General features: G+C 70.3%; 10 protein-coding genes and 1 pseudogene. 3 read left to right on the top strand and 8 right to left on the bottom strand.

Annotation, left to right across the window (positions count from 1 at the left end):
* The 8 genes and pseudogenes from MPTA5024_RS42195 to dnaA form a co-directional block, all read right to left on the bottom strand.
* A pseudogene (locus MPTA5024_RS42195) lies at positions 1 to 450 on the bottom strand (hypothetical protein); the annotation flags it as partial.
* A gap of 131 nt (positions 451 to 581) precedes the next feature.
* Complete coding sequence (gene gyrA / locus MPTA5024_RS15745; protein ID WP_036324765.1) at positions 582 to 3,086, bottom strand: DNA gyrase subunit A; 2,505 nt, start codon at positions 3,084 to 3,086, stop codon at positions 582 to 584.
* Between the two features lie 25 nt (positions 3,087 to 3,111).
* Complete coding sequence (gyrB, locus tag MPTA5024_RS15740) at positions 3,112 to 5,058, bottom strand: DNA topoisomerase (ATP-hydrolyzing) subunit B (RefSeq protein ID WP_232326484.1); 1,947 nt, start codon at positions 5,056 to 5,058, stop codon at positions 3,112 to 3,114.
* Positions 5,059 to 5,390: 332 nt separating this feature from the next.
* The gene (locus MPTA5024_RS15735; protein WP_232326483.1) at positions 5,391 to 5,921 is read right to left on the bottom strand and encodes a DUF721 domain-containing protein; all 531 of its coding nucleotides are present in this window, start codon (positions 5,919 to 5,921) and stop codon (positions 5,391 to 5,393) included.
* Complete coding sequence (gene recF, locus MPTA5024_RS15730; RefSeq protein WP_036324762.1) at positions 5,911 to 7,107, bottom strand: DNA replication/repair protein RecF; 1,197 nt, start codon at positions 7,105 to 7,107, stop codon at positions 5,911 to 5,913. The genes MPTA5024_RS15735 and recF overlap by 11 nt, the downstream gene beginning before the upstream one ends.
* A gap of 148 nt (positions 7,108 to 7,255) precedes the next feature.
* A complete protein-coding gene (gene gnd / locus MPTA5024_RS15725) occupies positions 7,256 to 8,200 on the bottom strand; it encodes a phosphogluconate dehydrogenase (NAD(+)-dependent, decarboxylating) (RefSeq protein ID WP_036324761.1) in 945 nt (314 codons plus the stop codon).
* Positions 8,201 to 8,303: 103 nt separating this feature from the next.
* Complete coding sequence (dnaN, locus tag MPTA5024_RS15720) at positions 8,304 to 9,443, bottom strand: DNA polymerase III subunit beta (RefSeq protein ID WP_036324760.1); 1,140 nt, start codon at positions 9,441 to 9,443, stop codon at positions 8,304 to 8,306.
* Between the two features lie 524 nt (positions 9,444 to 9,967).
* On the bottom strand, positions 9,968 to 11,521 hold the full coding sequence (gene dnaA, locus MPTA5024_RS15715; protein ID WP_051458225.1) for a chromosomal replication initiator protein DnaA: 1,554 nt from the start codon (positions 11,519 to 11,521) through the stop codon (positions 9,968 to 9,970).
* Between the two features lie 435 nt (positions 11,522 to 11,956).
* Here dnaA and rpmH point away from each other — a divergent pair, with 435 nt between their 5' ends.
* From rpmH to yidD, 3 genes are read left to right on the top strand one after another with little or no spacing between them, the layout of a single operon-like run.
* A complete protein-coding gene (gene rpmH, locus MPTA5024_RS15710; RefSeq protein ID WP_015772801.1) occupies positions 11,957 to 12,094 on the top strand; it encodes a 50S ribosomal protein L34 in 138 nt (45 codons plus the stop codon).
* Positions 12,095 to 12,126: 32 nt separating this feature from the next.
* The gene (rnpA, locus tag MPTA5024_RS39620) at positions 12,127 to 12,537 is read left to right on the top strand and encodes a ribonuclease P protein component (RefSeq protein ID WP_232326482.1); all 411 of its coding nucleotides are present in this window, start codon (positions 12,127 to 12,129) and stop codon (positions 12,535 to 12,537) included.
* The gene (gene yidD / locus MPTA5024_RS39615) at positions 12,534 to 12,842 is read left to right on the top strand and encodes a membrane protein insertion efficiency factor YidD (protein ID WP_084369723.1); all 309 of its coding nucleotides are present in this window, start codon (positions 12,534 to 12,536) and stop codon (positions 12,840 to 12,842) included. The genes rnpA and yidD overlap by 4 nt, the downstream gene beginning before the upstream one ends.
* Positions 12,843 to 12,844 lie beyond the last annotated feature (2 nt).

The raw sequence follows: 12,844 nt of genomic DNA, 5'->3' as shown, positions 1-12,844 counted from the left end.
GGACGCGGGGGCGACCGGCGAGGCCGCGGACGACGGCCGCGCGGGCGCGGAGCCCGTCGCCGGACGCGCGGCCGAGGGCGACGTGCCCGCCCCCGGCCGGACGGCCGAGGACGAGGACGACGAGGACGACGAGGACGACGAGGACGACGACGGCCGGGCGGCCGGGGACGACGAGGACCCCGGCGCCGGACGCGTGCCCGCCGCGGGCGGCGAGGAGGCCGGCGCGGAGGTGGTGGACGTCGTCGACGACGTCGTGGTGCTCCGGGCGGCGGCCGGCTTGCTGAACGGCGCCGTCGGCTCGGCGCCGGTCACCGGCTTGGCGTCGCCCGGCTTGTCCCCGTCCTTGGCCGGCTGCTGCTTCCACGGCTGGTCGCCGGCGGACGTCCGGATACGGACGGTCTCCTCCGGCTTCGCCGTGTCTGCGGCCGTGTCGTTCTCCTCGGAAGCCACCTTGGGGACGCTACCGTCATCCTGCACCCGGGCGGTAACGCCGTCCCTCATGGATGACGACGACGCCGGGCGGGCGGCCCCGGACGGTTTCTTCTTGGGCGCGCCGGACGTCCGCGGCCTGCCGGTGTCGCTCATGCCTCGTCTCCTGCCCCGTTCTCCTCGGTCTCCAACGCCTCCGCGTTGCGAGCGAGGGCAACAACGCTGTCACCGTCGGCGAGGTTCATCAAGCGCACGCCCATGGTCTGGCGTCCCGACTGTTTGATCTCGCCGGCGCTCGTCCGGATCACGCCGCCGGCAGAGGTGATCGCGAAGACCTCGTCCTCGGGACGCACCATGACGGCTCCCACCAGCTTCCCACGTGCGCTGACGATCTTCGCCGTCAGCACTCCCTTGCCACCCCGGCCCTGCACCGGGTACTGCTCGGCGGGAGTGCGCTTCGCGTACCCGCCCTCCGTGGCGATTAACACGTCCTCCCCGTCGCGGATCACGTTCATCGCCAGGAGTTCGTCGCCGTCGAGGAACCGCATCCCGATGACGCCGCTGGTGGCACGGCCCATCGGGCGCAGCGCCTCGTCGGAGGCGGTGAAGCGGATCGACTGTGCGTTCTTGGACACGAGCAGCAGATCATCGCCCTCGGAGACGAGACGTGCGGCGATCACCTCGTCATCTTCGCGCAGATTGATCGCGATGAGGCCACCGGACCGCGGCGAATCGTACTCGCCCAGCCGTGTCTTCTTCACCAGGCCGCTGCGGGTGGCCAGCACCAGGTACGGCGCGACGGAGTAGTCCCGCAGGTCCAGGATCTCCATCACGTGCTCGTCGGGCTGCATGGCCAGCAGGTTGGCCAGGTGCTGCCCGCGGGCGTCGCGGCCGGCGTCCGGCAGCTCGTACGCCTTGAAGCGGTAGACCCGGCCCTTGTTGGTGAAGGCCAGCAGGTAGTGGTGGGTCGTGGTGACGAAGAAGTGCTCGACGATGTCGTCCTGGCGCAGCTGCGCGCCCCGGACCCCCTTGCCGCCGCGCTTCTGCGCCCGGTAGAGGTCGGTGCTCGTCCGCTTGGCGTAGCCGCCACGGGTGATCGTGACGACGACGTCCTCCTCGGCGATCAGGTCCTCCATGGACATGTCGCCCTCGTAGGCCGTGATCTCCGTCACCCGGTCGTCGCCGAACCTGGAGATGATCTCGCCGAGCTCGTCGGAGACGATGCGCCGCTGCCGGGGCGGGGAGGCCAGGATGTCCTGGTAGTCGGCGATCTGCGTCATCAGGCCGTCGTACTCGTCCTGGATCTGCTGACGCTCCAGGGCGGCCAGCTTGCGCAGCTGCATGTCGAGGATGGCCTGCGCCTGGACCTGGTCGATCTCCAGCAGCGTCATGAGGCCGCCCTGGGCCTCGGCCGCGGACGCCGACCGACGGATCAGGTTGATCACGTCGTCGAGCCGGTCGAGGGCCTTCAGCAGGGCGCGCAGGATGTGGGCGCGCTCCTCGGCCTTGCGCAGCAGGAATCGGGTCCGCCTGACGACGACCTCGATCTGGTGCTCGATGTAGTAGCGGACGAACTGATCGAGCCGCAGCGTCCGCGGCACCCCGTCCACCAGGGCGATCATGTTGGCGCCGAAGGTGGTCTGCAGCTGGGTGTGCTTGTACAGGTTGTTCAGCACGACCTTGGCGACGGCGTCGCGCTTGAGCACGATCACGAGCCGCTGGCCGGTGCGCGAGGACGTCTCGTCACGGACGTCCGCGATGCCGGTCACCTTGCCCTCGCGGACGAGCTCGGCGATCGTGAGGGCCAGGTTGTCCGGGTTGACCTGGTACGGCAGGGCCGTGACGACCAGGCACTGCCGCCCCTTGGGGTCCTCCTCGACCTCGACGACGGCCCGCATGATGATCGAGCCGCGGCCGGTCCTGTAGGCGTCCTCGATGCCGCGGCGGCCGACGATCAGCGCGCCCGTGGGGAAGTCCGGGCCCTTGACCCGGGCCATCAGCCCCTCGAGCATCTCCTCGTCGCTCGCCTCGAGGTTCTCCAGGGCCCACCGTACGGCCTCGCCGACCTCCCGCAGGTTGTGCGGCGGGATGTTGGTCGCCATGCCCACCGCGATGCCCGCCGAGCCGTTGACCAGCAGGTTCGGGAAGCGGGACGGCAGGACCACCGGCTCCTGAGAGCGCCCGTCGTAGTTGGGCTGGAAGTCGACGGTCTCCTTGTCGATGTCCCGGAGCATCTCCATGGCGATCTGCGCCAGGCGGCTCTCGGTGTACCGCATCGCGGCCGGCGGGTCGTTGCCCGGCGAGCCGAAGTTGCCCTGCCCGTCGACCAGCGGGTAGCGCAGCGACCAGGGCTGCGCGAGCCGTACGACCGTGTCGTAGATCGAGGCGTCGCCGTGGGGGTGGTAGGAGCCCATGACGTCGCCGACGATGCGCGAGCACTTGAAGTATCCGCGGTCGGGACGGTAGCCGCCGTCGAACATGGCGTACAGCACGCGGCGGTGCACCGGCTTGAGCCCGTCGCGGACGTCCGGCAGCGCGCGGGACACGATGACGGACATCGCGTAGTCCATGTAGCTGCGCTGCATCTCGGACTGGATGTCGACCGGTTCGACGCGCTCGGCCGGTGGTGGTCCGGGCGGAGTGTTTACTTCCGTCACGAAGAGTCCTTTTGCCTATCCCTGCTCAGACGTCGAGGAATCGGACGTCGCGGGCGTTGGTGATGATGAAATTCCTGCGCGCCTCGACGTCCTCGCCCATCAGCACGCTGAACAGATCGTCGGCCTGGGCGGCGTCGTCGAGGGTGACCTGCCGGAGCACCCGGGTTTCGGGGTTCATCGTGGTCTCCCACAGCTGCGAGGGGTTCATCTCGCCGAGACCCTTGAAGCGCTGCACGCCGTCGTGGAGGCGGGGGTCGCGCCGGCCGCGGCCGACGCCGTCCTCGATGATCGCGTCGCGCTCCCGATCGGAGTACGCGTAGGAGGCGTCCTCGCCCTTGCGGTCCCACTTGATCTTGTACAGCGGGGGCTGGGAGAGGTAGACGTGGCCGGCCTCGATCAGCGGCCGCATGAAGCGGAACAGCAGCGTCAGCAGCAGCGTCGTGATGTGCTGCCCGTCGACGTCGGCGTCGGCCATCAGGATCAGCTTGTGGTAACGCAGCTTCTGGATGTCGAACTCGTCGTGCACGCCGGTGCCGAGAGCCGTGATCAGCGCCTGGACCTCGTTGTTCTTGAGGACCTTGTCGATCCGCGCCTTCTCGACGTTCAGGATCTTGCCGCGGATGGGCAGGATCGCCTGGAACTTCGGGTCGCGGCCGCCCTTGGCGGAGCCGCCGGCCGAGTCGCCCTCGACGATGAACAGCTCGCACTTCTCAGGCTCGGACCACTGGCAGTCGGCTAGCTTGCCCGGCAGGCCGCTGCCGCTCTCCAGCAGCGACTTGCGCCGGGTGAGGTCGCGCGCCTGGCGGGCCGCGATCCGGGCGCGGGAGGCCTGGAGCGACTTGTTGATGATCTCCTTGGCCTCGCCCGGGTTGCGCTCGAACCAGTCGCGCAGGTGGTCGTTGCACGCCTTCTGGACGAACGACTTCGCCTCGGTGTTGCCCAGCTTGGTCTTGGTCTGGCCCTCGAACTGCGGGTCGGACAGCTTCACCGAGATGATCGCCGCGAGGCCCTCGCGGACGTCGTCGCCGGTGAGGTTGTCGTCCTTGCCCTCCTTGAGGAACTTCTGCTCGCGCGCGTAGCGGTTGACGATCGTCGTCAGCGCCGCGCGGAAGCCCTCCTCGTGGGTGCCGCCCTCGGCCGTGTTGATCGTGTTGGCGAACGTGTAGACCGACTCGGAGTAGGAGGCGTTCCACTGCATCGCGATCTCGACCGAGATGCCGTCGCCGTGCTCCTCGAAGTCGACGACCGAGCTGTGGATGGCCTCCTTCTTGGAGTTCAGGTGCTTGACGAAGTCGGACAGGCCGCCCTCGTAGTGGTACGTCACCACCTTGGGCTCGCCCTCGATGACGTGGTCGGGCCGCTCGTCGGTGATCTTGATGGTGAGGCCCTTGTTGAGGAAGGCCATCTCCTGGAAGCGGCGCGACAGCGTCTCGAAGTTCCAGGTGGTCGTCTCGAAGATGTCCGGGTCGGGCCAGAAGCTGATCGTCGTGCCGTGGTCGTCGGTCGGCTCGCCCTTCTCCAGCGGCCCCGTCGGCTTGGCCAGGACGTACTTCTGCCGCCAGACGTGGCCGTCGGTGCGGACCTCGACCTCCAGGCGCGTCGACAGCGCGTTGACGACCGAGGCGCCCACGCCGTGCAGACCGCCGGAGACGGCGTACGACTTGCTGTCGAACTTGCCACCGGCGTGCAGCACGGTGAAGACGACCTCGACGGCGGGCCTGCCCTCGGCGGCGACGATGCCCACGGGGATGCCGCGTCCGTGGTCCATCACGCGCACGCCGCCGTCGGCGAGCAGGGTGACCTCGATCAGGTCGTTGTAGCCGGCCAGCGCCTCGTCGACCGCGTTGTCCACGATCTCCTGGACCAGGTGGTGCAGGCCGCGCTCACCGGTGGAGCCGATGTACATGCCGGGGCGCTTGCGGACCGCTTCCAGGCCTTCGAGAACGGTGATTGAGCTAGCGTCGTAGGACAAGTGCGAAATCCTCCTGCCGCGGACACGCGGCGGGGGACACCGTGGATTAGCTGCCCCTGCCATGCCCGTCACCGTCGTGAGTGCCCCGATGCGATCACCCGGGGGAAATCGGCCCGCGAGGCCGGGGTGACGCAAACCGGACGTGTCCTTGAGTCCGCATTCATTCTACCGTTCCGGCGGACCTCAGGTGGCATTCACGGGGGCTGTGATGCCCTGTCACGCGACGATCATGGTTTTGAGTCTCCCCCACGCGGGGCGGGGGTCGTCGCGTCAGGCGCGATTTTGGGCCGGTTCGGCTCGCACGACCCCTCCGTTCCGTACGGCTGCGCCCGTCACCCGTAGGTGTCCCCGGGTCCCTGGCTGCCGCGGACCCGCAGGCCGCCTCCCTGACGGGGACCGGCGTTCGGACCGCGCACCTTCACCCGTGTGACCGTACCCGGGCCCAGCTCCTCGTTCAGCCGCTTGACCAGCGTCGACGCCAGCAGCCGCACCTGCGTCGCCCAGGCCGTGGAGTCGGCGGCCACCATCACCTCGCCGTCCTCGAAGCTCTCGGGGACGGTGTGCGCGGCGAGGTCGGGGCCCACGATGTCGTGCCAGCGGCCGAACACCCCGCCCACCGCGACCGGCTGCTCCCAGCCCCGGTCGGCGAGCAGGTCGCGGATCGCCTTCCCGAACGGCAACGGGTCGCCCGAGTCCCTGCGGGGAGCGCCGGAGCCGGACCGGCGGCGCGGCTCGGACCGGGGGAGCTGGCCGCGCCGGACCGCGTCGGCCTTCGCCTGGGCCAGCTTCTCGCGGGCCATGGCCGCGCCGCGGGCCGTCGCGCCGTCCGGGGACTGTCCACCGCCTGTGGATTCAGCGGACACGGGTCACACTCCCTTCTCGCACGTCGAACCGGGCGCCGGACAGCTCCGGCGGGACGTCGTCCGGCACGGCGGCGGTGATGAGCACCTGCTCGGCCGGGGCGACGATCTCGGTGAGCCGCCTGCGGCGCTGGCTGTCGAGCTCCGCGAACACGTCGTCGAGGATGAGCACGGGGTCGCCGCCGTCCGAACGGAGCAGGTCGTAGGCCGCGAGCCGCAGGGCCAGGGCGAACGACCACGACTCGCCGTGGCTGGCGTAGCCGCGCGCCGGCAGCTCGCCCAGCCGCAGCAGCAGGTCGTCGCGGTGCGGGCCGACCAGCGTGACGCCCCGCTCCAGCTCCGCCTGCCGGACCTCGGCGAGGGTCGCCTTGAGGCGTTCGGCAAGGGCTTCCCGGTTTGTCCCCAGGTTGGGGATATCTGTGGACAACGTGCTCTCGTTCGAGCCGCGGTACTCCAGGTCGGCCAGTCCGGACGAAGGGGCCAGGGTGGCGTACGCCTTGGCGGCCAGCGGGCGCAGCGCCTCGACCAGCTCGAGCCGCCCCGCGAGCAGCTCCGCGCCATGCCGGACGAGGTGGGCGTCCCAGACCTCCAATGTGGTCAGCGGGTCGCCCGCGCCGGCGGAGGCGAACGCCACCTCGTCGTCCTGCCTGCGGGGACCGCGCCTGCGCCCGGCCCGCGTCGCGGCCGCCGTGCGCAGCAGGGCGTTGCGCTGCTTGAGCACGCGCTCGTAGTCGGCCCGCACACCCGCGTACCGGGGGGCGCGGGCCACCAGCAGCTCGTCCAGGAAGCGGCGCCGCTCGGACGGGTCGCCCTTGACCAGGGCCAGGTCCTCGGGGGCGAACAGCACGGTGCGCAGCAGGCCGAGGGCGTCGCGCGGCCGGGAGACGGGGGAGCGGTTGACCCTGGCCCGGTTGGCCCGGCCCGGGTTGATCTCCAGCTCGATCAGCGCGCGGCGGTCGTCCCTGACCACGAGGGCGCGGACGACCGCGCGCTGCGCGCCGTGCCGTACGAGCGGAGCGTCGGTGGCGACCCGATGGCTCGAGTGCGTGGCCACGTACCCCAGGGCCTCGACGAGGTTGGTCTTGCCCTGCCCGTTCGGCCCGACGAAGGCGGTCGTCCCCGGCTCCAGCTCGATCTCGACGCCCGGGTAGGACCGGAAGTCGGTGAGGGACAGGCTGGCCACGTGCACGCCCGCAAGGCTAGTACCCGCCGCCCGGCCCCCGTGTGCCGAAGGCGGGCAGACCCGCCCACGGCACGTCCCGCGCCCCGCACATGGCCGTCCACAGGCTGTGGAAAACCCCGGCGGACGCCGCCGGGGGACCGGGACGGGGACCGGGTCAGCGCTCGGCTTCGGCGGGCGGGGTGACGTCCGCGCCCGGGGAGTCGGCGCCCTTCGCCTTCTGGCCCTCGACCGAGGCGACCGCGTGGCCGCCGAACTGGTTGCGCAGGGCCGCGACCATCTTCATGGCCGGGGAGTCGGCCTGGCGGGACGCGAAGCGGGCGTACAGGGACGCCGTGATGGCCGGCAGCGGGACCGCGTGGTCCACGGCCGCCTGGACCGTCCACCGGCCCTCGCCCGAGTCCTCCGCGTAGCCCTTGAGCTCGGCGAGGTCCGGGTCCTCCTCCAGCGCGCGGACGAGCAGGTCCAGCAGCCACGAGCGGATGACCGTGCCGTGCCGCCAGCTCTTGAACGTCCCGGGGACGTCGGTGACGGCGTCGCTGGCCTCCAGCAGCTCCCAGCCCTCGGCGAAGGCCTGCATCATGCCGTACTCGATGCCGTTGTGGACCATCTTCGCGAAGTGGCCGGCGCCGACCCCGCCGGCGTGGACGAAGCCGTCCTCGCCCTCGGGCTTCAGCGTGTCGAAGATCGGCATGAGCCGCTGGACGTGGGCGTTCTCGCCGCCCACCATCAGCGCGTAGCCGTACTCGATGCCCCAGACGCCGCCGCTGACGCCGACGTCGACGAAGCCGAGGCCCCGGGCGGCGAGGTCGGCGGCGTGCCGCTGGTCGTCCTTGTAGTGCGAGTTGCCGCCGTCGATCACGATGTCGCCCTCGGACAGCAGGTCGCGGAGCCGGTCGACGGTGGCGCGCGTCGGCTGCCCGGCCGGGACCATCACCCAGACGGCACGTGGCGCCTCCAGCCGGTCGACGAGCTCCTTCAGGCTCCCGACGTCGCTGATGGCGGGGTCGCGGTCGTACCCCACCACGTCGTGACCGCCCCGGCGGAGGCGCTGGGCCATGTTCCCGCCCATCTTGCCGAGCCCGATCATCCCGATCTGCATAGGAGCCACCCCTCAACATCTCACTCGACCACGAGGCACGCGTACCCACACATAAAGGGTCCATGCCAACGGCAGATGGTACGCCCGGGGCTGTCCGGGGCCGTCAGCTGGACAGGCGGATGGGCATGATCAGGTAGCGGTAGTCCTCCGCGACCCCGTCGTCCACAGGCTTGCCGCCGGTGAGGATGGCCGGCTTGGTCGGCGTGGTGAACTGCAGGCGTGCCAGGTCGGAGTCGATCGCCCCCAGCCCCTCCAGGAGGAACTGGTGGTTGAACGCGATGTTGATCTCGTCGCCGTCGAACTCCACCGGCAGCGCCTCGACCGCCTGGGCCTCGTCGCCGCTGCCCGCCTCCAGGACGACCTCGCCGCCCCGGAAGGCCAGCCGCACCGGCGTGTTCCGCTCGGCCACCAGCGCGACGCGCTTGACCGCCTCGACGAACGACCCTGTGGACAGATCGGCCCGCGCGGAGAACTCGGTGGGCAGCAGCGAGCGGTACTTGGGGAACTCGGGGTCGAGGAGCCGCGTCGTCGTCCGCCGGCCCGCGCTGGAGAACCCGATCATCCCCTCGCCGGTGCCGCCGGCCGAGCTGAGCGCGATCTCCACCTCCGCGCCCGTGCCGCCGAGCGCCTTGGCCGTGTCCGCGAGCGTACGGCCGGGGATCATGGCGATCGCCTGGAAATCGGGCTGCTCGGGCTGCCACTTCAGCTCCCGCACGGCCAGGCGGTAGCGGTCGGTGGCGGCCAGCGTGACCGTGTCGCCCTCGATCTCCATGCGGACGCCCGTGAGCATGGGCAGCGTGTCGTCCTTGCCCGCCGCGACAGCCACCTGGCCGACGGCGGAGGCGAACACGTCGCTGCCGACCCGGCCCGCGGCCGGCGGCATGGCCGGCAGGGAGGGGTAGTCCTCCACAGGCATCGTCAACAGGGTGAACCGCGCGCTGCCGCACGTGACGACGGCCTTGGCGCCGTCCACGACCAGCTCGACCGGCTGCGCGGGCAGGGCGCGGGTGATCTCGGCGAGGAGCTTGCCGCTGACGAGCACCACACCCGGGTCGCCCGTCTGCAGGTCGAGGGTCACCTCGGCGGAGACCTCGTAGTCGAAGCCCGACAGCTTCAGCTGCTGGTCGTCGGTCACCTCGAGCCGCATGCCGGCGAGGACCGGCACCGACGGACGGGCCGGAAGGCTCCGCGCCGTCCACGCCACGGCTTCGGCGAGCACGTCGCGCTCGATCCGGAACATCACGGGGATCAGCCTCCTGGGTGTCGCTGCATCGTCAAGTGTTCACTCTCCCGCACCTGGGCGCGTGGAGAACCCTTCTATGGTTCTTCGGTTCTTTGGAGAGAGAGATATAGGTCATCTCATTAGGGGCGGTGGATATGTGGATGTCGAGCATCTTCGCAGGTCAGGCGGCGACTTTCATCCACCGCCGGTGTGGGGACGGGGTGGATGCGCCCCCTGTGGCCTGTGGGGTTCGCCGCCGTCCCCACACCCGTTCCCCAGGAGAGCGGGCCTTCGTCCACGGGTAATCCACGATGTTTCCACCGGTTGTCCACGGGAAAGGAGGGGCGTTTGGGGGTGCTGTGACGAGATCCCACAGGGCGTCCCCAGGTCGTCCACGGGTCTTCCCCAAGCCGTCCCCAGGCTTTCCCCATGTTCGTCCCCATGCCGGCGCGGCCTATTTCCGGGAGCTGATTGAGTGGTGACAGCCGGATGGCCGCGTCACGGGCATCCGGTTCTGATCCACAGAGATATCCACAGGCTGTGTATCACGTGTTGCGCGCGCGCTGCTTGATGCGCGTCGTCAACTCGTTGACCTGGTTGTACATCGACCGGCGCTCGGCCATGAGGGACCGGATCTTGCGCTCGGCGTGCATGACCGTGGTGTGGTCGCGGCCGCCGAACTGCTGTCCGATCTTCGGCAGCGACAGGTCGGTGAGCTCGCGGGCCAGGTACATCGCGATCTGACGGGCCGTCACCAGGGCCCGCGAGCGGGAGCCCCCGCACAGGTCGTCCAGGGAGACCCCGAAGTACTCCGCGGTCGTGGACATGATGAGGGAGATGGTGATCTCGGGGCTCGCGTCCTCGCTGATCAGGTCCTTGAGGACGATCTCGGCGAGCTGGATGTCCACAGACTGGCGGTTGAGGCTGGCGAACGCGGTGACCCGGATCAGGGCCCCCTCCAGCTCGCGGATGTTGGTGGCGATGCGGCTGGCGATGTACTCCAGCACGTCGGGCGGCGCCGCCAGGCCCTCCTGGATCGCCTTCTTGCGCAGGATCGCGATGCGGGTCTCCAGCTCGGGCGGCTGGACGTCCGTGATCAGACCCCACTCGAACCGGTTGCGGAGCCGGTCCTCCAGCGTGACCAGCTGCTTCGGCGCGCGGTCGCTGGAGATGACGATCTGCTTGCTGGCGTTGTGGAGGGTGTTGAAGGTGTGGAAGAACTCCTCCTGCGTCTGCTCCTTGCCCTCCAGGAACTGGATGTCGTCCACAAGGAGGATGTCGACCGCGCGGTACCGGGAGCGGAACCCGTCGGCCTTGTGGTCGCGGATGGAGTTGATGAAGTCGTTGGTGAACTCCTCGGAGCTCACGTACCGCACCCGGGCGCCGTCGTACAGGCTCTGCGCGTAGTGGCCGATCGCGTGCAGCAGGTGGGTCTTGCCCAGCCCGGAGTCGCCGTAGATGAACAGCGGGTTGTACGCCTTGGCGGGCGCCTCGGCCACCGCGACGGCCGCGGCGTGGGCGAAGCGGTTGCTCGCGCCGATGACGAAGGTCTCGAAGGTGTACTTCGCGTTGAGCCGCGCCGGCTCGCCGCCGGTCCGGCCGCCGCGGGCGTCCCAGCGGTTCTGCGCGGGCTCCGGCTTGGGCGCGGGCGGCGGCTCGGGGGAGTATCCACCGGGCCGCGGCGGCTGCTGGGGATGCTGTGGATATTGCGGACCGCCGACGGGTCCCGAATCATGCTGAACCGGCCCCTCGTCGCCTAACGCGAACCCCTGGGCCTGGGGACGATGCTGTGGATAATCCGTGGACGAGGGCCGCTGCTGGTCGGCGGCCTGGCCCGACGCGGCGCTCGGATCCACCATCACCGCGATCCGGACCGGACGGCCGAGCTCCTGGGACAGCGCGTGCACGATCAGCGGGCGCAGCCGTACCTCCAGGACCTCCTTGGCGAAGTCGTTGGGCGCGGCCAGCAGGATCGTGTCGTTGATCAGGCCGGAGGGCTGCGTCATCTGGAGGAACGCGCGCTGCTGTCCCGAGACGCCCTCGTCGAGCAGGGTCCCGAGCGCCCGAGCCCATACAGCGTTGAGATCGACGCCTTCCATGGCTCGGCCCCTCCTCCCATTGCGCGGCCCCCGCCCGCCGCCGCGATGCTTCTCCGTCAACCCGCCTCAGGGAACTCCGGCCCGGCCGGGACCCACAGGTGATCCACATGAGATCCACAAGATGTGCACAGTCCGCGCGCTCTCCCCGGGCACATCCACGCTGATGGAGGGAAGAGCCGGAGGGCCGACAGTAGCGGTGCGCGCGACTTGCGTTCAAGGCGTTGTCCACAGCCTAGTGGGCCATGGTCGCTCGCCGTACGCGCTTGGGAGCATGGGCTCTGGTTTGACCAGACCCGGGTCGGCCCCGTAACGTGACCCGGTCGGCTATTCACGCGACGGCTATTTCGCATGCCCGCGCTACTGACGAGCCGCGACCTTGGAATGTACCGCGCCCGTGGGACCGCCGCGGGCGTACTTGAAGCCTGGAGCCCACCCGTGAGCAAGCGTACTTACCAGCCGAACAACCGTCGCCGCGCGAAGACCCACGGCTTCCGGCTGCGCATGCGCACCCGTGCCGGCCGCGCGATCCTGGCCGCCCGCCGCCGCAAGGGCCGCGCGGAACTGACGGTCTGACCACGCGACGCCGCCCGCCGTGCCCTCGGCCGGTGGGCGGCTCGCCGTACTTCGAAGAAGGCCCGGTGCTGCCGTCCGCGTCGCGCATGCGACGGGGTGACGAGTTCGCCGACGCGATCCGCCGCGGGCGACGCGCCGGGCGTCCCACCCTGGTCGCTCACCTCAACGTGCGCGAGGCCGACGAGCCACCGCTGGTCGGCTTCGTCGTGAGCAAGGCGATCGGTGGCGCGGTCGTCAGGAACCAGGTCAAACGCAGGCTGAGACACCTGATGCGAAGCCGTGTGGAGGCGCTGCCGAGAGGTAGCCTGCTTGTGGTACGCGCCAATCCACCGGCCGCGTCCGCGCGAAGCGAGCACCTGGCCGCCGAACTCGACGTCGCGCTGGATCGTTTACTCCGGCGGCGAGGGTCCGGATCACGGACCCCTACGGACGGACGGTCATGACTGCGGAGCACCCGGTTCCGGCGCGTCCGGCGAGCGTCGCGCCGCCGGCCGGCCCGGTCGCGCGCGTGCTGCTCGCGTTGATCAGGTTCTACCGCGCCTTCATCGGGCCCGCCCTTGGACCGCGGTGCCGGTTCGAGCCGTCGTGCAGCGCCTACGGGCTGGAGGCCATCGCCGTTCACGGCGCCCTTCGAGGGGTATGGCTGACCGTCAGGCGCATCGGGCGGTGCCATCCGTTCCATCCTGGAGGTTTCGACCCGGTGCCCCCACGCCGAGTCCGGTCTCACGACGAAACGCAAGGGAGCTAGCT

Source organism: Microbispora sp. ATCC PTA-5024 (assembly GCF_000511135.2).
GTDB lineage: Bacteria > Actinomycetota > Actinomycetes > Streptosporangiales > Streptosporangiaceae > Microbispora > Microbispora corallina.
The sequence above is the reverse complement of the archived record's forward strand: the minus strand, read 5'-3'. Positions and strand labels throughout refer to the sequence as shown.